The 18,863-nt window shown below is 44.1% G+C and carries 18 protein-coding genes and 5 tRNA genes; all 23 read right to left on the bottom strand.

Features of this window, described 5'->3' with window-relative positions:
• Positions 1 to 23 precede the first annotated feature (23 nt).
• The 23 genes from rpoB to mltG all read right to left on the bottom strand — a co-directional run bounded on the left by rpoB (position 24) and on the right by mltG (position 18,466).
• Positions 24 to 4,115 (bottom strand): DNA-directed RNA polymerase subunit beta, encoded by a 4,092-nt coding sequence (rpoB, locus tag EL162_RS04000; RefSeq protein ID WP_076554771.1) that lies wholly within the window; start codon positions 4,113 to 4,115, stop codon positions 24 to 26.
• Between the two features lie 667 nt (positions 4,116 to 4,782).
• Positions 4,783 to 5,157, bottom strand: a complete 375-nt coding sequence (gene rplL, locus EL162_RS03995; protein WP_076554773.1) for a 50S ribosomal protein L7/L12 — start codon at positions 5,155 to 5,157, stop codon at positions 4,783 to 4,785.
• Positions 5,158 to 5,211: 54 nt separating this feature from the next.
• Positions 5,212 to 5,715 carry a 50S ribosomal protein L10 gene (rplJ, locus tag EL162_RS03990; RefSeq protein ID WP_076554774.1) on the bottom strand — a complete coding sequence of 168 codons (504 nt, stop codon included), beginning with the start codon at positions 5,713 to 5,715 and terminating at the stop codon, positions 5,212 to 5,214.
• A 256-nt stretch (positions 5,716 to 5,971) separates the two neighbouring features.
• Positions 5,972 to 6,673 (bottom strand): 50S ribosomal protein L1, encoded by a 702-nt coding sequence (rplA, locus tag EL162_RS03985; protein WP_076554775.1) that lies wholly within the window; start codon positions 6,671 to 6,673, stop codon positions 5,972 to 5,974.
• On the bottom strand, positions 6,673 to 7,104 hold the full coding sequence (gene rplK, locus EL162_RS03980; protein WP_076554776.1) for a 50S ribosomal protein L11: 432 nt from the start codon (positions 7,102 to 7,104) through the stop codon (positions 6,673 to 6,675). The genes rplA and rplK overlap by 1 nt, the downstream gene beginning before the upstream one ends.
• A 97-nt stretch (positions 7,105 to 7,201) precedes the next feature.
• On the bottom strand, positions 7,202 to 7,732 hold the full coding sequence (gene nusG / locus EL162_RS03975; protein ID WP_078310296.1) for a transcription termination/antitermination protein NusG: 531 nt from the start codon (positions 7,730 to 7,732) through the stop codon (positions 7,202 to 7,204).
• Between the two features lie 29 nt (positions 7,733 to 7,761).
• Complete coding sequence (gene secE / locus EL162_RS03970; RefSeq protein ID WP_126330249.1) at positions 7,762 to 8,232, bottom strand: preprotein translocase subunit SecE; 471 nt, start codon at positions 8,230 to 8,232, stop codon at positions 7,762 to 7,764.
• A 63-nt stretch (positions 8,233 to 8,295) separates the two neighbouring features.
• Positions 8,296 to 8,371, bottom strand: a tRNA-Trp gene (locus EL162_RS03965).
• 113 nt (positions 8,372 to 8,484) lie between these two features.
• Positions 8,485 to 9,675 carry an elongation factor Tu gene (gene tuf, locus EL162_RS03960; RefSeq protein ID WP_076554779.1) on the bottom strand — a complete coding sequence of 397 codons (1,191 nt, stop codon included), beginning with the start codon at positions 9,673 to 9,675 and terminating at the stop codon, positions 8,485 to 8,487.
• Between the two features lie 166 nt (positions 9,676 to 9,841).
• Entirely contained in the window at positions 9,842 to 10,024 is a 183-nt protein-coding gene (locus tag EL162_RS03955) for a hypothetical protein (protein WP_126330247.1), read from the bottom strand.
• Between the two features lie 26 nt (positions 10,025 to 10,050).
• A complete protein-coding gene (locus EL162_RS03950) occupies positions 10,051 to 11,265 on the bottom strand; it encodes an RtcB family protein (protein ID WP_126330245.1) in 1,215 nt (404 codons plus the stop codon).
• Between the two features lie 276 nt (positions 11,266 to 11,541).
• Positions 11,542 to 11,616 (bottom strand) — tRNA-Thr (locus tag EL162_RS03945).
• 5 nt (positions 11,617 to 11,621) lie between these two features.
• A tRNA-Gly gene (locus EL162_RS03940) sits at positions 11,622 to 11,695 on the bottom strand.
• Between the two features lie 27 nt (positions 11,696 to 11,722).
• A tRNA-Tyr gene (locus EL162_RS03935) sits at positions 11,723 to 11,806 on the bottom strand.
• A gap of 86 nt (positions 11,807 to 11,892) precedes the next feature.
• Positions 11,893 to 11,968: transfer RNA gene (locus EL162_RS03930), tRNA-Thr, on the bottom strand.
• 90 nt (positions 11,969 to 12,058) lie between these two features.
• Positions 12,059 to 12,202, bottom strand: a complete 144-nt coding sequence (locus EL162_RS03925) for a hypothetical protein (protein ID WP_170161411.1) — start codon at positions 12,200 to 12,202, stop codon at positions 12,059 to 12,061.
• An 84-nt stretch (positions 12,203 to 12,286) separates the two neighbouring features.
• The gene (gene trpE, locus EL162_RS03920) at positions 12,287 to 13,786 is read right to left on the bottom strand and encodes an anthranilate synthase component I (RefSeq protein ID WP_375537711.1); all 1,500 of its coding nucleotides are present in this window, start codon (positions 13,784 to 13,786) and stop codon (positions 12,287 to 12,289) included.
• Between the two features lie 309 nt (positions 13,787 to 14,095).
• Positions 14,096 to 14,416 carry a YqfO family protein gene (locus tag EL162_RS03915; protein WP_076554860.1) on the bottom strand — a complete coding sequence of 107 codons (321 nt, stop codon included), beginning with the start codon at positions 14,414 to 14,416 and terminating at the stop codon, positions 14,096 to 14,098.
• 89 nt (positions 14,417 to 14,505) lie between these two features.
• The gene (purC, locus tag EL162_RS03910) at positions 14,506 to 15,216 is read right to left on the bottom strand and encodes a phosphoribosylaminoimidazolesuccinocarboxamide synthase (protein ID WP_126330239.1); all 711 of its coding nucleotides are present in this window, start codon (positions 15,214 to 15,216) and stop codon (positions 14,506 to 14,508) included.
• A 54-nt stretch (positions 15,217 to 15,270) separates the two neighbouring features.
• Positions 15,271 to 15,540 (bottom strand): hypothetical protein, encoded by a 270-nt coding sequence (locus tag EL162_RS03905; protein ID WP_126330237.1) that lies wholly within the window; start codon positions 15,538 to 15,540, stop codon positions 15,271 to 15,273.
• A gap of 29 nt (positions 15,541 to 15,569) precedes the next feature.
• Entirely contained in the window at positions 15,570 to 16,481 is a 912-nt protein-coding gene (gene dapA, locus EL162_RS03900) for a 4-hydroxy-tetrahydrodipicolinate synthase (RefSeq protein ID WP_126330235.1), read from the bottom strand.
• 218 nt (positions 16,482 to 16,699) lie between these two features.
• Entirely contained in the window at positions 16,700 to 17,320 is a 621-nt protein-coding gene (tmk, locus tag EL162_RS03895) for a dTMP kinase (RefSeq protein ID WP_126330233.1), read from the bottom strand.
• A gap of 33 nt (positions 17,321 to 17,353) precedes the next feature.
• Positions 17,354 to 18,466, bottom strand: coding sequence for an endolytic transglycosylase MltG (gene mltG / locus EL162_RS03890; protein ID WP_126330231.1), 1,113 nt, complete (start codon positions 18,464 to 18,466; stop codon positions 17,354 to 17,356).
• Between the last annotated feature and the right edge of the window lie 397 nt (positions 18,467 to 18,863).

Below are 18,863 nucleotides of genomic sequence, written 5' to 3'. Positions count from 1 at the left end.
GGGCAAATGCGGTCTTGGCTAATTTACTTTTTTTCTTTTAGGTCAATGTTAATGCCCAGCGAGCGAATCTCTTTGGTCAATACATTGAACGACTCTGGCATGCCTGGGGTCATGTATTGCTCGCCATCAACGATGTTTTTATACATTCTGGTACGACCTTCAACATCGTCTGATTTGACTGTCAGCATCTCTTGCAAGGTATAAGTTGCACCGTATGCCTCCAATGCCCAGACTTCCATCTCACCGAAACGCTGACCACCAAACTGAGCCTTACCACCCAATGGCTGCTGCGTTACCAGCGAATATGAACCTGTTGAACGAGCGTGCATCTTATCATCAACCAAGTGGTTAAGTTTTAGCATATACATATAACCAACGGTTACAGGACGATCAAACTTCTTGCCCGTGCGACCATCGTATAGCGTTTGCTGACCTGTGGTGGACAAGCCTGCCAGCTCAAGCAACTGCTTGATTTGTGTTTCTTTTGCACCATCAAAGACCGCAGTACCCATCGGCACACCGCCTTTTAGGTTTTGGCAAAGTGCCAACAAATCTTCATCAGACAAGCTGTCAAGATCCACCTGCTCCCCGCCAACTTGGTTATAAATCTTGTCCAAGAACTCACGCAACTCGGCAATGCTTGCTTGTGAACGGAGCATATCATTAATGCGATCGCCCAAGCCACGAGCCGCCATGCCCAAGTGCGTCTCAAGCACCTGACCAATGTTCATACGAGAAGGTACACCAAGTGGATTTAGCACGATGTCCACAGGATTGCCGTTTTCATCATAAGGCATATCCTCAACTGGCATAATGCGTGATACAACCCCTTTGTTACCATGGCGACCTGCCATCTTATCACCGGGCTGGATGCGGCGTTTGACTGCCAGATACACTTTGACGATTTTTTGCACGCCATGTGCCAAATCATCGCCCTGTGTCAATTTGCGTTTTTTCTCGGCAAATTTATTATCAATGTCTTTTTGTTTATCGCTCAAAAACTCAGCGATTTGTTGCAGGCGTTCTGACACTTCTTCTTCGGCAGGTTGAATGTCAAGCAAGCTCTCCAGCGGTAGATTTTCAAGATCTGCCAAAGTCAGCACCGTACCTGATTTAAAGCCAGCACCGCCTGAGACTTTCTTGCCATCAAGCAAACTTAAGATACGACCTCGTGCCGCCGCCTCAAAGATAACCAGCTCTTCTTTTAAGTCTTTGCGATAATTATCAAGCATCGCCTTTTCAATGGCTTTGGCTCGGCTGTCTTTTTCCAAGCCATCGCGGGTAAACACCTGCACATCAATCACCGTACCTTTGGTCGATGATGGCACACGCAATGAAGTATCTTTAACATCGGCAGCTTTTTCACCAAAAATTGCACGCAGCAGTTTTTCTTCTGGAGTTAGCTGACTTTCGCCTTTTGGTGTAACTTTACCCACCAAAATATCACCAGCGTCCACTTCAGCACCGATATAAACAATGCCCGCCTCGTCCAAATTGGCAAGAGCAGCCTCACCGACATTTGGAATATCGCCAGTAATCTCTTCAGGGCCAAGTTTGGTATCACGAGCCACACAGGTCAGCTCTTGGATATGAATAGTGGTGAAGCGATCTTCTTGCACCACTCGCTCAGACAACAAAATTGAGTCTTCGAAGTTATAACCATTCCACGGCATGAATGCCACACGCATATTTTGACCCAATGCCAACTCACCCAAATCGGTAGACGGGCCATCTGCCAAAATATCACCACGAGCAATCGCATCGCCTTCATTGACAATAACGCGTTGGTTGATACAGGTATTTTGGTTTGAGCGAGTGTATTTAATCAGGTTATAAATATCAATACCTGCCTCACCTGCGGTCATTTCGTCTTCATTGACACGCACAATGATACGGCTGGCATCAACCTCCTCAATAACCCCACCACGCTTGGCAACCACGCATACGCCGCTGTCTCGTGCAACATGGCGTTCCATGCCCGTACCGACAAGCGGTTTGTCGCTACGCAAAGTTGGTACTGCTTGGCGTTGCATGTTCGAGCCCATCAAGGCACGGTTAGCATCGTCATGCTCCAAAAATGGAATAAGGCTTGCAGCAACAGACACAACCTGACGAGGCGAAACATCCATATGGGTAACTTTATCAGCACTCATGCGGACAAATTCACCATCATAACGCACACTGACCATCTCTTCGGTCAGCTCACCATTTTCGTTCATTGGCGAGTCAGCCTGTGCAATCACCATGCCAACTTCTTCAATGGCAGAGACATACTCAATCTCATCGGTAACACGACCATCAACCACACGGCGATATGGTGTTTCCAAAAAGCCGAAATTATTCGTCTTGGCAAATACCGCCAACGAGTTAATCAAACCAATGTTTGGACCTTCGGGCGTTTCGATTGGACATACACGACCATAATGCGTGGTATGCACATCTCGCACCTCAAAGCCTGCACGCTCACGAGTCAGGCCGCCTGGGCCAAGTGCCGAAACACGGCGTTTGTGGGTGATTTCAGACAGCGGGTTGTTTTGATCCATAAATTGCGACAACTGGCTTGAACCAAAAAACTCCTTAATCGATGCGGCAACAGGTTTTGAGTTAATCAAATCTTGTGGCGACAAATTGTCCGAATCCGCTGTGGTCAAACGCTCTTTTACCGCACGCTCCACACGAGCCAAACCGATACGGAATTGGTTTTCGGTCATTTCACCAACCGAGCGAATACGGCGGTTGCCCAAATGGTCAATGTCATCAACCTCGCCACGACCATTGCGAATCTCGATCAGTTCTTTTAGCACATCAACGATATCTTGATTTGACAGCACGCCTTGATCACGCTGCACATCAATATCATCGGTTTCGACAAATTCACGACCCAAGCGGCGATTAAACTTCATACGACCAACATTGGATAGGTCATAACGCTCTTGGCTAAAGAACATTGATTCAAATAATTTTTCGGCAGTTTCTAGCGTTGGTGGCTCACCGGGACGCATGACTTTATAAATCTCAATCAATGCCTCTTCACGCGTCAATACTGTATCGGCACGCAAAGTATCAGCGATGAATGAGCCATGATCAATGTCATTGGTGAACAAAATCTTAAATGATTTTACATTTTTTTCAGCCAGTTTTACCAATACTTCATGATCGATCAAGGTGTTGGCACGCACGATAACTTCGTCCGCCACGATAACATCTTCGCCAATAATGCGTTCATAAAGGTACTCATCAGGCACTGCCAATTTGGTCAAGCCAGCATCAATGATTTGTTTGATTCGGCGAGCATTGATACGCTGACCTTGCTCAACGATAACCTTGCCTTCTGCATCAACAATATCAAACTGTGCCATTTCGCCCTTTAAGCGATCAGCGATCAGCTCAATCTCAAAAGACTCTTCGCCCTTGAATACTTCCACTTTGTCAAAAAAGGTATCCAAAATTTGTGCGGTATCCATGCCGATGGCACGCAAAATAATGGTGGCAAGCAACTTGCGGCGACGGTCAATACGAGCATAGACCAAGTCTTTGACATCAAACTCAAAATCAAGCCATGAACCACGATAAGGAATGATACGAGCATTATAAAGCACCTTACCGCTTGAGTGCGATTTGCCCTTGTCATGATCAAAAAACACGCCAGGTGAACGGTGCAATTGTGAAACAATCACACGCTCTGTGCCATTGATGATAAAAGTACCATTATCCGTCATAAGCGGAATTTCGCCCATGTAGACGCTTTGTTCACGGACATCTTTAATGGCAGTTTTGTTGTCTTTGTCTTTGATAACCAAGCGAATTTTTACACGCAATGGTGCAGCAAAAGTCGAGCCACGCATGATGCATTCACGCTCATCAAACTCAGGCTCACCCAGATAATATTCCACAAACTGCAACTGAGCATTGCCAGAGTGGCTCTCTATTGGGAAAATTGACGAAAATGCTGCCTGCAAACCCACATTGGCACGGGCTTTGGGTTTTTTGTGCTCTTGTAGAAATTGCTCATAAGAATCCACTTGAATGGCGAGCAGATACGGCACATCCATGACATCTGGAAGCTTTGAAAAACTTTTGCGAATACGTTTCTTTTCGGTATAAGAATATGCCATTAAGATTCCTTAGATTAACTAAATTTATGTTGCCAACAGGCAAACACTGCCAAACATTCCCAAATCATTGGGCGATTTCAAACTTTTGCAAATCGTTGCAATTTGCTCATGATGCACCGATTTTGAACTTTTATGGGCAAACGCAAGAACAGCAGACACAACAAAACACCAAATACCTTCTGGTATCTAGTTTAGTCATGATATGCCAAAAACTGTCTGAACTTGCATCGGTGCGTTTGTCCTTTTTGGGCGTGCCAACCATTTTGTTGTCAAAATGCTTACACAAAAGGTCAAATAACAAATTATAATAAAAAAAGGCATATAAAGCAAGTCAGCTGATGAAATTTTTCTTGTGATATTGCGTGTGGTCAATCCACAAGCCAGAGTTTATTAACAAAACTATATTTTACCTTGAGTATCCACAACTAAATACACTGTAAAATAGCCAGAGTATCCAAATCCAATCAGCTTAATTCAAAAATCAACAGCTTTAATCACGGTGCTGTTTTACTTTATTAATCTGATTATCAACAAAGAAATTTGCCAAATCAAATCAGCTGTCCCAAACCATCAATATTTTACAATAAAAAACGACAATGCAATCACATTGTCGTTTTTGTGCGATAATTTTTTGATTGATGACAAATCTGCCACCTTCTCAAAACAATTATTTAAGCTCGACGCTTGCACCAGCTTCTTCAAGCTTCTTCTTAAGCTCTTCAGCTTCTGCTTTAGAAGCACCTTCTTTAACAGTTTGTGGTGCACCTTCAACCAAATCTTTGGCTTCTTTTAGACCCAAACCAGTTACTTCACGAACAACTTTAATTACAGCTACTTTCTTGTCGCCGCCGTTGGTTAGAACAACATTAAAGTCGTCTTTTTCTTCAGCTGCTGCACCAGCGTCGCCACCAGCTGCTGGAGCTGCTGCCAAAGCTGCTGCTGATACGCCGAATTTTTCTTCCATCGCAGAGATAAGCTCAACGATTTCCATAACTGATTTTGCCGCGATTGCGTCTAGGATTTGTTCATTAGTTAGTGACATAGCAATTATTCCTAAATAAAGGTATAAAAATAAAAAGTAAAATTAAACGGTAAATTAAGCCGCTTCTGCTTCCATCTTGTCGCGAAGTGCTGCCAATGTGCGAGCCAATTTGCCTGCTGCAGCTTCTTTCATCGTACCCATCAAGCGAGCAATAGCTTCGTCGTAGGTCGGTAGTGTTGCTAAGCGATCGATAGATTTTGCGTCAATAAATTCACCTTCAAAAGCTGCGCCTTTGATTTCGAACTTGTCATTGGTCTTGGCAAATTCTTTGAACAAGCGTGCTGCTGCACCTGGGTGTTCGTTCGAAAATGCAATCAAAGTAGGACCAACGAATACATCGTTCATGCACTCAAAAGCAGTGTCTGACAAGGCACGACGCAACAAAGTGTTACGCACGATACGCATATCAACACCTGCTTCACGAGCAGCTTTACGAAGTTCGGTCATCTGTGCTACTGCAACGCCGCGCGAGTCGGCAACTACAGCAGAGAGCGCACCTTTGGCAGCTTCATTTACTTCAGCAACAATTGCTTGTTTGTCTTGAAGATTTAGTGCCATGGGTTGTCTCCAGTTTTATTGCTTAATCTAAGCAATAAGCCAATTTCACAAGCATCACTGCTTGCACCAATACGGCTGACAATAGTCTCACCGTCTGCGTAGGTGTTGGACATTAAACTGCAATGCAGTGCCTACGGTCTTAGACAGCACAACCCGTTGTGCTGAACTAATAATAAAATCTATTATAAGTGGCATAATACTAACTTATGCCACCATTGTTATATCAAATCAATTTCAAATTATATTACAAATCTGATTACTTGTTTACACGATGCGGCACTGGATCGATAGCAATACCCGGACCCATTGTGCTAGAAAGTGTGATTTTTTTGATATAAATACCTTTTGAGGTTGCAGGCTTAGCACGCTTTAGATCGTTAAGCAGTGCTGTTGCGTTTTGCTCAATTTGCTCACCAGTAAAGCCAACTTGACCGATTGAAGCATGGATAATACCAGCTTTATCAACACGATACTGTGCCTGACCTGCTTTGGTATTTTTTACCGCAGTTGCAACATCAGCAGTTACTGTGCCAACTTTTGGGTTTGGCATCAAGCCACGAGGACCTAGAATTGTACCCAATTGACCAACAATACGCATCGCATCTGGTGAGGCGATAACAACATCAAAGTCCATATTGCCAGCTTTGATGCTTTCTGCCAAATCTTCAAAACCAACAACATCTGCACCTGCTTCTTTTGCAGCTTCAGCAGCAGCACCTTGTGCAAATACAGCAACGCGTTTGGTTTTACCAGTTCCTGCAGGTAGGTTGGTTGCACCACGAACCACTTGGTCTGATTTACGAGGATCAACACCTAGGTTGATGGCAATATCAATCGATTCTTTGAATTTAGCCGCTGGCAAATCATTCAAAATTGCAACCGCTTCTTCGATGGTGTATAGCTTGTTGCTATCTACACGCTCTTTGATTAGTTGCTGACGCTTAGTTAGCTTAGCCATTATACACCCTCCACAGTGATACCCATTGAGCGTGCTGTACCAGCAATGGTACGAACAGCTGCATCAAGGTCAGCAGCAGTTAGGTCTGCTTGCTTGGTTTTAACAATCTCTTCAAGTTGTGCACGATTAACCGTACCAACTTTAGCACTGTGTGGCGTACTTGAACCTTTAGCAATACCCGCCGCCTTACGCAATAGTACAGCTGCAGGTGGTGATTTCATCACAAAAGTGAATGATTTGTCATTAAATACTGTGATAACAACAGGAATTGGCAAACCTGGCTCAATGTTTGCTGATGCAGCATTGAACTCTTTACAGAAAGCCATGATATTCACACCTTTTTGACCCAAAGCTGGACCAATCGGTGGTGATGGATTTGCTTTGCCAGCAGGCACTTGTAGCTTGATGTAGCCATCAATCTTCTTTGCCATAATACTCTCTCCGATATGGGTAAACGCTTATTCAGCTCCCCAGTGAAAATTCAGCCTCGGACGAATCCTAAGACCCAAACCACATATTATACAGCAGTTAGTTAATTTTTTCAACTTTTGTGAATTCAAGCTCCACTTCAGTTGGGCGATTAAACACACTTACTGTCAAATGCAGTTTTGATTTATCATAATCGACTTTTTTGACCAAGCCTTTAAAGTCAGTAAATGGTCCATCAATGACCAACACTTCTTCGCCCGGCTCAAACATTGTTTTTGGACGCGGTGCATCACCTGTCTTGTTGATGCGATTTAAAATACGATCCGCCTCAACTTTGGTAATTGGTGCTGGATTTTCGGGCGTGCCACCAACGAAACCTGTAATATTTGGACATGATTTTACAATATGCCAAGTATCTTCGTTCATTTCCATATTAATCAGCACATAACCAGGGAACAGCTTTTGTTGCACGGTGCGTTTTTTGCCCTCACGCATCTCAATCACTTCTTCGGTTGGTACCAGCACCTCACCGAATTTATCCGCAAATTCGCTGCGTTTGATTCGCTCAATAAGCGAACGCTGAACTTGATTTTCGTAGCCAGAAAATGCTTGAATAATATACCAACGCATCAATCCAATCCTTAACAATAATTAATATTTTAAATAATAAAGCCAATAATATAGTTAAAAAATAAATCAAGCAACCCAATGATGACCCCGATGATAATCATCACAACGATGACCTGCCATGTATAACGCGTGGTCTCATCTTTGCTCGGCCAAGTAATGCGTCTTAATTCAATTCCTGCATCTTTTAGCAATGTTTTGAATGCACTACCCTGATTGGTGAACGCCAAGCAAACAAAGCCAAATACAACCAGCGCCACCGTGATACCGATTTGTACCCAGATATCGTTTGCCGCCGCCCAATATCTTGGCAAATACTGCGATACCAATGTTGCCAAAATCATTGCAACAATAGCAAGCAGCCACAAGATCATGTCTTTGGCTGAATGTTTTTTGGCAACCTCTACCACGCTTTCTTTTGAGACGGTGATTGGTTGTTTTTGCTCATTAATATCAGAGCGTACGGATTTTTGGATGTCCAAATTGTCTTTATTATCACTCATGCAGGAACTTGCCTTGGAATGACCAATTTTTATGAAATTAAAAGAATGGTGTGAGAAATAAGATGGCAGGCGATGAGGGACTCGAACCCCCAACCCTCGGATTTGGAGTCCGATGCTCTACCAATTGAGCCAATCGCCTAGGGTGTTAAGGCTTACTATTATAGCAGAGATTTTATTTTTTGCAAGCATTTTTATAAAAAATTTCCAAAAAAAACAAGCCCCAAAAGGAGCTTGCTTTATAAGGTGTTGTGATTAGTCTTTAACAGTAGCAACAACACCAGCACCTACGGTACGGCCACCTTCACGGATAGCGAAGCGTAGACCTTTGTCCATAGCGATTGGGTGGATTAGCTCAACGCTCATCTCAACATTATCGCCTGGCATAACCATTTCTGTGCCTTCTTGTAGAGTGATGGCACCAGTTACGTCAGTGGTACGGAAGTAGAATTGTGGGCGATAACCATTTAGGAATGGCGTGTGGCGACCACCTTCTTCTTTTGATAGTACATACACTTCTGCATCAAACTTGGTGTGTGGTGTGATTGAACCTGGCTTAGCAAGTACTTGACCACGCTGAACTTCTTCACGCTTAGTACCACGAAGTAGGATACCACAGTTCTCACCTGCACGACCTTCGTCTAGCAATTTGCGGAACATTTCAACACCAGTACAGGTAGTTTTTGCAGTTGGTTTGATACCGATGATTTCGATTTCGTCACCAACTTTGATGATGCCTGATTCTACACGGCCAGTTACTACAGTACCACGACCTGAGATTGAGAATACATCTTCGATTGGCATTAGGAATGACTTATCGATATCACGCTCAGGCTCTGGGATATAGCTGTCTAGAGTGTCTAGCAGTTCCAAAACTGCAGGCTCACCGTATTTGCTGTCAGCACCGTTTAGGGCTTCTAGGGCAGAACCTTTGATGATTGGAGTGTCATCACCTGGGAAGTCGTAGTCTGATAGTAGCTCACGCACTTCCATTTCAACCAACTCTAGTAGCTCTTCGTCATCTACCATGTCGCACTTGTTCATGAATACCATGATGTATGGTACACCAACCTGACGAGATAGTAGGATGTGCTCACGAGTTTGTGGCATTGGACCGTCAGTTGCTGATACAACCAAGATAGCACCGTCCATCTGAGCTGCACCAGTGATCATGTTTTTAACATAGTCAGCATGGCCTGGGCAGTCTACGTGTGCGTAGTGGCGGTTTGCAGTGTCGTACTCAATGTGAGAAGTGTTAATGGTAATACCACGCGCTTTTTCTTCAGGAGCTGAGTCAATAGCAGCGTAGTCTTTTGCTTCACCACCGTGATGCTTAGCAGCAACGGTTGCGATAGCAGCGGTTAGAGTGGTTTTACCATGGTCAACGTGACCGATGGTACCAACGTTTACGTGTGGTTTTACACGCTCAAACTTGGCCTTTGCCATGATGGTTTCCTCGTTTTGTTAATAAAACTTCTATGACAATGCTTTGGTCGAATCAGACAAAACGGTTGTCATATCAACAGTCATTATATCACACTAGATTGCCCTTGAAAACACCCAATCAAGATTTTATGACTTTTCTCTTTGCTCTGTCTGTATTAGTTTTTGACTAATCAATGAGCCAATCACTCCTACCCTGTCGCAGTTGCAGTTTGATTGATTTTCGCTGACGGCGATGAGCGGCTCGAGGTTTTTCACTGGCAAATTTGCCACCTTTTTTCATTAGGGGTGATAAACTTGCCAAGTTTCTTCCCTTGCCTGATTTGGGCAAGATAATCGTTATTTTTTCCATAATTGTCCTTAAAAATTGTTAGCAGATTAACCTTTGATGCACAGCACTTGACGCAAAGTATGCACCACCTCAATCAAATCCTGCTGATTTGCCATGACGCTATCAATATCCTTGTAGGCAGCTGGTATCTCATCGAGCACACCTTTGTCTTTGCGACACTCGACACCTTGAGTTTGTTCAATCAAATCCTGCTGATTAAACAGCAATTTTGCTTTTGCCCTGCTCATACGGCGACCCGCTCCATGTGAGCATGAACAAAAAGAGTCTGCATTGCCTCGACCTTTGACAATGTAGGATTTTGCCCCCATTGAACCCGGTATGATGCCGTATTCATCTTGTTGTGCCGAAATCGCCCCTTTGCGAGTAACAAAAACCATCTCGCCAAAATGCAGTTCTCGTTGCACATAATTATGATGACAATTGATTGCTTCTTTGGTTGCAAAAAATTTCGGCAACAATGGACGCATTGCCTCCAAAATCACTCTCATCATTTCACGGCGATTATGAAAAGCATATTCTTGAGCCCACTCAACCGCCTGCATATAATCATCAAAACTTGACGAACCTTCGACAAAATAAGACAAATCACTATCTGGTGCCCGTCCAAAACGGTCTTGTGCCTCTTTTTTGGCACGCTCAATAAAATAACTGCCAATCACATTGCCTATGCCACGCGATCCTGAGTGTAACATCACCCAAACATCATCACTTTCGTCAAGGCATATCTCAATAAAATGATTACCACCACCCAAAGTTCCCAGCTGTTTTTGCCATGTGGCATCAAATTGTCGCAACATGCGACGCAGTGCTGGGTGTTTGTCAGTAATCAGCCGCAATCGCTTATCAAGCGGTGCCAGCGTTGATGCTTTTGCCAAAACTTGCTTATGCTGAGCAAAGCCAACAGGAACCATGCGTTCGATGGCGTTGCGTAATGTCGATAAATTATCAGGCAACTGATGAGCCTTTAGGCTTAGGCGTATGGCATTCATGCCACAACCAATATCAACGCCAACAGCCGCTGGAATGATGGCATTTTTGGTTGCAATAACACTACCCACAGTCGCCCCCTTGCCCATGTGTGCATCTGGCATGACTGCAATGTGCGAATGAATAAAGCCCAGCTTTGACATTTTGTGCAATTGTGCCAAAGTCTCGCTATCAATATCTGTGGTATGGATTTTTACAGGCACGCCCTTGCCTGTAGTTTGTGTTTGTTGATTTAAAATAAGTTGGACAGCCATTGTTAATACTCTTATTTATGACAAATAAAAGCGTCCAAGAAATATCCCCAAAACCCTGTGGCTGATTTTAGACATTAAAAAAGCCCGACCATAGCCAGACTTTGATGGGCTTGGACGCATGATAAATGGATATTTAGCACACGCCCATAGGCATCATGCTATATAATTACCCCAAATGATTTATTAAAATACCGCATGATACCTCCTTTATGATAAGCAACACATCGTTACCAAAACCGAACCCCTTGAAACCATTGAGTTTCAAGGGGTTGTATATGGAGCTCTTGACGAGAATTGAACTCGTGACCTCTCCCTTACCAAGGGAGTGCTCTACCCCTGAGCTACAAGAGCAAATATGGAGCGGGTGGCGGGAATCGAACCCGCACCATCAGCTTGGAAGGCTGAGGTTCTACCACTAAACTACACCCGCAGGGTAGTAAACTTAGGTAGTGAATAATGGTGGTGGGGGAAGGATTCGAACCTTCGAAGCTTTCGCGACAGAGTTACAGTCTGTTGGGTTTGACCGCTCCCCAACCCCACCAAATTGAAAAGGTTTGCTTTTACTGGTCTTGGTAAAAGATAAGCCCACAAAATGTCGATGGGCTTGACCTGATAATACTTGGAAAATGGTGCCGGCTGCCGGAATCGAACTGGCGACCTACTGATTACAAGTCAGTTGCTCTACCAACTGAGCTAAGCCGGCGGTGTATTTCCTAAGTGGTGCATATAATAGCAAATTTTTCAGATTGTGCAAGCGTTTTTTTTATTTTTTCATAAAAAATCTGAGATATTTTTATAAATCATTGATTTTATTTGGATTATTTTTTTCAGAAAACGCCCCAAAATACCGCCCATCAACTGCCATGCTGACAACTTGATGCACAGCTGCCAGATTTTTTCGCCCATTAAGACTCTGGCAGCTTAGCCAATCTGTCAATGTCCTGCAATCTGAATCACTTGCAATCGGTGCAAATTCTCAAATCGTCATAAGCAACAAAAAGGTTAATCAGCAAAGCAATTGTTAGATATTTAATCCATCACAAGCCAGCTCCACCGCCTTCACCAAAGCCAAGGCTTTTTTGTTGGTTTCTTCCCATTCGGCAACAGGATCTGAATCCGCCACCACGCCTGCACCTGCTTGCACATGAACCTTGCCATCTTTCATGACTGCTGTACGAATGGCGATGGCGGTATCCATATTGCCGTGCCAGCCCACATAGCCCACCGCCCCGCCAAACACTGTGCGGCGTACTGGTTCAACTTCATCAATAATCTGCATAGCACGAATCTTTGGTGCACCAGAGAGCGTCCCTGCTGGAAAAGTAGCACAAAACACATCAAGTGCATCAACATCATCTCGCACAACGCCCTCAACATTACTGGCAATATGCATCACTTGCGAATATCGCTCAATAAACATCTTATCAGTAACTTGCACTGAACCTACTTGGCAGACACGCCCAATATCATTACGAGCCAAGTCAATCAACATCAAATGCTCGGCGATTTCTTTTTGGTCAGCCAACAGCTCCTGCTCCAATGCCAAATCCTCTGCTGCATCTTGACCACGCCTGCGTGTCCCAGCCAATGGTCTGACCGTAACCATGCCATCTTCGATACGGGATAAAATTTCAGGCGATGCACCAATAATATCAAAAGGCGACTTATCCGTACCAAAAGTTTCGCCATGCACGATGAACAAATACGGTGAAGGGTTCAGATAGCGAAGTGCACGATACACCGACAACGCATCGCCATCAAAATCAGCACTCAGTCTTTGGGCTGGTACAACCTGCATCACATCACCAGCTAAGATATATTCTTTGATTTTTTTGACATCTTCGCAATACTTCTCTTTGCCCGTTTGTGAAACAAATTCTGGCTTGGCTCTGGTTACGGTGCTCAAATCCGCTTTTTGTGCAACCGCTTGCTCAATTGCTTGCAGACGCTGTAATGCATCTTCATAGCCATTTTCTACATCACAATTGGCATACACCACAATGGATAAAGTATGTTCAAGATTATCAAAAACCACAACCTCGGTTGATAGCATAAGCCACAAATCTGGCAAATTCAAAGGGTTGGGTGCATCTGATTGCCCGACACTTGGCTCAATGGTGCGAATCAAATCATGGCCAAAATAACCCACCAAGCCACCGCTAAATACTGGCAAATCTACAATTTCAGTCGCTGACGGCATACGAAATTGCTGCATAAAGCGGCGGATTTCATCAAAGGGCTTGTCTGTTTTTTGGCTCGATACCGTACCAACAAGTTCAGAACCAACACGCATGGTGCCGTCTTGATACTCAAAATACACGCCCTTGCCCAGCCCAATCATCGAATAGCGTGCAAAGCGTTCGCCGCCCACCACAGATTCAAACAAATACGCCTTTGGATTGAGTTTGCGAATATTGGCAAAAACCGCCACTGGCGTAGCATCGTCCATCAAGCGTTTTTTGATAAGCGGTACATGACTGTACCCTTGTTGCTTGAGTTGCAAAAATTCATCTTTGGTCATCGGTTGCGACATGGTGTCAATTCCCTTAATTATCCGTCCAAGAAATTGGTAAATTGAATTATCATAGCACAAAAAACATCACATAAAAAGAGCAAATATAATAAGTTTAATTAACAAATTTTATTATTTATATTAAATTTTTATCTTTTCAGATGGATAGTGCTAATTTGTGTGATTGGCAAAAAAGCGTTTGTTTTGCCAATGCTTAATCCTGTTATGCTTGGGTGATGGCAAATCCGATTCATGAGCAACCATCTCGCAGGCAAATAAAAACCTTCAAATTTTACTTTGAAGGTTGATAATGCTGGCTTAATAATCCTCAACATCGACAGTCTGATACACTTCGTAGGCTGGCACTTCATAGGGGTGTGCTTGCTTGTAGGCGGCAACAACATCGCACAGCTTATTCTCCGCCACGATCATTTCAACTTTCCATTCGGACACTTGGGTGATTTCGCCAACTGTCCCTATGGTTGGGTTCGCTCCAGCCAAAGGTCGAAACTGTCCAACGCCCAAAGTTTGCCAGCTGCAACATTCATAATTACCAAAATGCCCTGCACCTGCCTCAAACATTGCATTTTTTACACTCTCGAGTGCATTTTCTGGAATATAGGCAACAATCTTATACATCTGAAAATACATGACGATAATCCAATATCAATATCAGTTGCAATCATCAAACACCACAAGCTGCTTGACTTGTGGTGTAGATTTTATATTTATAGTGGCACACCGATACGGCGAGCGACTTCTTCGTAGCCCTCAACCACATCGCCCAAGCCTTGACGGAAGCGGTCTTTGTCTAGCTTTTTCTTGGTTTGCTTATCCCACAAACGGCAACCATCTGGCGAAAACTCATCACCCAGCACCACTCGCCCATGGAACAGACCAAATTCCAGCTTAAAATCAACCAACATCAAGTCTGCATCATCAAACAGTTTAGATAGTACTTCATTGACTTTCATGGTCAATGTCTGCATTTGTGCCAGCTCATCAGCAGTGGCATAACCAAGAGCGATGGCGGTTGATTCGGACAACATCGGATCACCCAGTCCGTCATCTTTATAAAACAGTTCATAAGTTGGTGGTAGCAGTGGCAAGCCTTCGGCCAATCCCAAACGCTTCATCAAGCCACCAGCAGCATAATTACGCACAACCGCCTCAACAGGAATCATTTTCAGGCGTTTTACCAACACCTCCTCATCAGACAGTTGTTTTTCAAAATGTGTCTCAATGCCTGCTTCGGCAAGTTTTTGCATAATAAAGGCATTAAAGCGGTTGTTTACCATGCCTTTGCGATCAAGGCTTGCCAATTTTTCGCCATTAAACGCACTGGCATCATTGCGAAAATGCAAAACCAATAAATCAGGATCGTCAGTTTCATAAACAGATTTGGCCTTGCCAGTGTACAATAAAGCTCTTTTTTCCATGATACTCTCAATAATATAAAAGGTAATGCTTGGTAAGTAAATAATGCCAACTAATTAGCGAACCGAAGGCGGTCTGGGCAACTGGTATTGCTTGCCAGATTCATTAACAAAATTTGGCAAAGCACCGTTTGCTTTTGGCGTTTGGTATAAGGGGATAAATTCAGCTGCTGGCTGATTGACAGGCATTTTGATGGGGTCAAGTGTCTTGGCAGTGCGATAATCCAAGCTGCCATTGTCTCTTTTTGCCAACACACTTTTGGTGGCTGCACAGCCTGTCAATGCAGCAACCGCCACCGTCAATGCAATCATGTGTAAAATTTTCATAAAATCCCCGATTATTATCAATTTTGTCATTATGCCGACAACAGTCCTGCTTTTAGCAATGCTTCATCAATTGCAGCATGATACTCTTGCGATAACCACACCATAGGCAAACGAATGCCTGTATCAATTCTGCCCATTTTGTGCAAAGCATATTTGACAGGTTGCGGACTGGTTTCGATAAATAAATCATGGTGCAGATGGGCAATTTGCTGGTGAATAGCTTCAGCTTCGGTGAATTTGCCAGCCAATGCCAGTTCAAACACTTGACTCATTGCCTTGGGAGCAATATTTGAGCTGACAGAAATATCCCCCACTGCACCATGATGCATTAAAGTTAGGGCAGTTGGATCATCGCCAGAAAATACTAAGATACGATCGCCAACTCGCTCAATCAACCGCTTGCCACGCTCAATATCGCCTGTGGCATCTTTAATGGCAATGATATTGGGCAAATCCGCCAAGCGATTAACCGTGTCTTCGGACATATCGACCACGGTACGCCCCGGTACATTATAGAGCATCTGCGGCATATCCACCGCTGTTGCAACTGCCTTAAAATGCTGATACATACCCTCTTGGGTTGGCTTGTTATAATAAGGCACAACCAACAAAGCACAGTCCGCTCCTGCCTCTTTGGCATGGGCGGTCAGTTCAATCGCCTCATGCGTAGAGTTTGCCCCTGTGCCTGCAATTACAGGGACGCGAGAGGCTACTTGCTCAACAAAAAAACGCAACACTTTGATATGCTCTTGCATTGGCAAAGTTGCTGCCTCGCCTGTTGTGCCAACAGCAACCAAGCCATGAATACCCTCGGCAATCTGCCAGTCAATCAGCTTGGCAAGTGCGTCATAATCCACGGAACCATCAGGTTTCATTGGAGTAACCAAAGCGGTAATTGCACCTTTTAACTTGGATTTGATATTTTGATGTACATCTGCCATAACAAGCCCTGATGAATCAGTGGTAAATATTGAAAAATCTGCGTGATAAATGATGGTCTTGGCAGCATTCGCTCAAAAACCGAATAATCTTTTGCTAGTTTACCACATTAGCGGAGATTGTTGATAGTTATTTTTGATTTTTCTGCCATCTGCGGCTTTGATATTTGTTGTGATCAAGTGGTCTTGGCAAAAAACTGCGGCAACACAATCCAAAGAGCTCAAAGACCCAGTGCCGCATCAATTCTTGTGGCCACTTCATCAGCACTGCCGCTGGCATCAATACGATAAATTCGCTCTGGATATTTTTGCTGCTGATATACCAAGCCCTGATATACTCGTTCAAAAAATGCCAAATCATTTGCCTCAAGCCTGTCTGCAGCGGCACGCTTGCCTGCACGCTGCATACCTGTTGCAATATCCAAATCCAGCCACAAAGTTACATCAGGTACCACAGGAACAAATTGCTCAATCAATGACTCAATCTTTGCCAATGCCGATCTGTCGCCCTTATAACGCCCAAAACCCTGATACGCCACTGTGCTGTCAAAAAACCTATCGCACACCACCCAATGACCCAGTTTCAAGGCAGGCAAAATGGTTTGGTGCAGATGATCGGCTCGTGCCGCAAACATCAGCAAAATCTCTGTGTTGGCATCAATGTGGTTATCGGGGTTTAAAAACAGCTCACGCACCCGCTCGGCAAGCTCGCTACCACCCGGTTCTCTGGTGCGTACCACCTGAATGCCTTGGCTTGTTAGCCTGTGGCATAAGCCTTCTATGGCAGTGGTCTTGCCCACACCTTCTGTTCCCTCAAAGCTGATAAATCGCCCCATGCCCATCGTTATCTCGCCTGTATTGATTGATTTTATTTGTCAGTTTGGTTTTTTTGCAATGGTTGCTCGATACTGTGCCACTGCTTGTTGATGCTCTTGATAAGTGCGACTGAATTTATGCCCACCCTTGCCTGTGGCAACAAAAAACAATACATCGCTGTCCTTGGGGTGCATGGTTGCCAAAATTGCTTCGGCTGACGGCAGAGCAATTGGTGTCGGTGGTAGCCCATCAATTTGATAAGTATTATACTCGGTTTTTTCGGCAATATTACTGCGATAAATCTTGCCATCATATCGATCAAACAACCCATAGATAATGGTTGGGTCTGTCTGCAATCTCATGCCTTGACGCAAGCGATTGACAAACACAGCCGCGACCAGATTGCGTTCGGATTTTATCCCTGTTTCTTTTTCGATAATGCTTGCCATAATCAGTGCTTCATAAGGCGTTTTGTAAGGCAGATTATCCGCTCGCTGTGCCCATGCCTGCTCCAAGATTTTTTGCTGGCTTTGATACAGCCGCTCCAAGATTGCAATATCGGTTGTGCCTTTGGCAAATTGATAAGTATTGGGAGCAAACCACCCCTCCAAATTACCATTGGGCGTTTGGATATTTAACGCTTTGGCAACTGCTTCGTTATCACGCATGACATCTGTCCACGCATAACCATCAGCAGGCGGTGTCAGCACGGTCAATACCACGCCATCGGTATTTTTGAGCAATTGATATAAATCTTTTACCGTCTTGCCCTCGATGATACGCAGGCTAAATTGGCTCACCTTTGCCCCTTCGTCAAAAATACGCACCACCTGTGCCAAACTTGCCTGACTGGGTATTTGATAGCCGCCTGCTTGCAATGGTTTGTTTGCCATCAATGCCACATAAGCTCTAGCAATCCAGCGACTCGCCAGTGGCTGATCTGACCACAAACGCGTAACCAAAAGACTGTGATAAGAATCACCTTTATCCACTGTTATCGTCTGTGCAGGTCGGCTTGATTTGGCATAAATCGTCTGATAACAAGCCGCCGCCACGACCAATAAGATAACTGTTATGATTGACACAGCCACTGCCAGCGATGATCGTCCAGATCGCTGACGCTTGTTGTTTCGTTTGGATTTTGTTGCTTGGGTTTTGTTGCGTTTTGTCATAGTCTAATAAAAATCAAATTTTGCCCATTTTAGCAAAGTTTGATGACAAAAAGCCAATCAATGTCGCAATAATGCGTTAAAAAATTGTAAACCGCCAACCGATTCATCAATATCAATAATCAAAACTTTGCATCTGATTGCGCCAAAAACCATGGTGATTTTTTAACTCATCAAATAAAAACAAGCCTTGTTTTTGGCGGATATTTTGCGTTTACAATATAGCCAAACCAGTTTGTCATTTTGATAAGCCGTCACTTCAGGCAATGATTTACAAAGCATATTTTCTCACCCTCATATGAACAACAACAGCGGTCAATAAAAGCAATATGCCCAAAACAGATACAGCCCTGCTGTTGCTGCTTGACCTTAGCTGCAGCCGTGGGACTTGATGGAGTTT

The organism is Moraxella cuniculi (assembly GCF_900637105.1).
Taxonomy (GTDB): Bacteria; Pseudomonadota; Gammaproteobacteria; order Pseudomonadales; family Moraxellaceae; genus Moraxella; species Moraxella cuniculi.
Note: the sequence above shows the minus strand (reverse complement) of the source record. Positions and strands in the feature narration are given on the sequence as shown.

What these genes read in the sequence shown, in the direction of transcription:
- rpoB (WP_076554771.1), bottom strand. Translation starts at nt 4,115, where the DNA reads ATGGCATATTCTTATACCGAAAAGAAACGTATTCGCAAAAGTTTTTCA.
- rplL (WP_076554773.1), bottom strand. Translation starts at nt 5,157, where the DNA reads ATGTCACTAACTAATGAACAAATCCTAGACGCAATCGCGGCAAAATCA.
- rplJ (WP_076554774.1), bottom strand. Translation starts at nt 5,715, where the DNA reads ATGGCACTAAATCTTCAAGACAAACAAGCAATTGTTGCTGAAGTAAAT.
- rplA (WP_076554775.1), bottom strand. Translation starts at nt 6,673, where the DNA reads ATGGCTAAGCTAACTAAGCGTCAGCAACTAATCAAAGAGCGTGTAGAT.
- rplK (WP_076554776.1), bottom strand. Translation starts at nt 7,104, where the DNA reads ATGGCAAAGAAGATTGATGGCTACATCAAGCTACAAGTGCCTGCTGGC.
- nusG (WP_078310296.1), bottom strand. Translation starts at nt 7,732, where the DNA reads ATGCGTTGGTATATTATTCAAGCATTTTCTGGCTACGAAAATCAAGTT.
- secE (WP_126330249.1), bottom strand. Translation starts at nt 8,232, where the DNA reads ATGAGTGATAATAAAGACAATTTGGACATCCAAAAATCCGTACGCTCT.
- tuf (WP_076554779.1), bottom strand. Translation starts at nt 9,675, where the DNA reads ATGGCAAAGGCCAAGTTTGAGCGTGTAAAACCACACGTAAACGTTGGT.
- EL162_RS03955 (WP_126330247.1), bottom strand. Translation starts at nt 10,024, where the DNA reads ATGGAAAAAATAACGATTATCTTGCCCAAATCAGGCAAGGGAAGAAAC.
- EL162_RS03950 (WP_126330245.1), bottom strand. Translation starts at nt 11,265, where the DNA reads ATGGCTGTCCAACTTATTTTAAATCAACAAACACAAACTACAGGCAAG.
- trpE (WP_375537711.1), bottom strand. Translation starts at nt 13,786, where the DNA reads ATGACCAAAGATGAATTTTTGCAACTCAAGCAACAAGGGTACAGTCAT.
- EL162_RS03915 (WP_076554860.1), bottom strand. Translation starts at nt 14,416, where the DNA reads ATGTATAAGATTGTTGCCTATATTCCAGAAAATGCACTCGAGAGTGTA.
- purC (WP_126330239.1), bottom strand. Translation starts at nt 15,216, where the DNA reads ATGGAAAAAAGAGCTTTATTGTACACTGGCAAGGCCAAATCTGTTTAT.
- EL162_RS03905 (WP_126330237.1), bottom strand. Translation starts at nt 15,540, where the DNA reads ATGAAAATTTTACACATGATTGCATTGACGGTGGCGGTTGCTGCATTG.
- dapA (WP_126330235.1), bottom strand. Translation starts at nt 16,481, where the DNA reads ATGGCAGATGTACATCAAAATATCAAATCCAAGTTAAAAGGTGCAATT.
- tmk (WP_126330233.1), bottom strand. Translation starts at nt 17,320, where the DNA reads ATGGGCATGGGGCGATTTATCAGCTTTGAGGGAACAGAAGGTGTGGGC.
- mltG (WP_126330231.1), bottom strand. Translation starts at nt 18,466, where the DNA reads ATGACAAAACGCAACAAAACCCAAGCAACAAAATCCAAACGAAACAAC.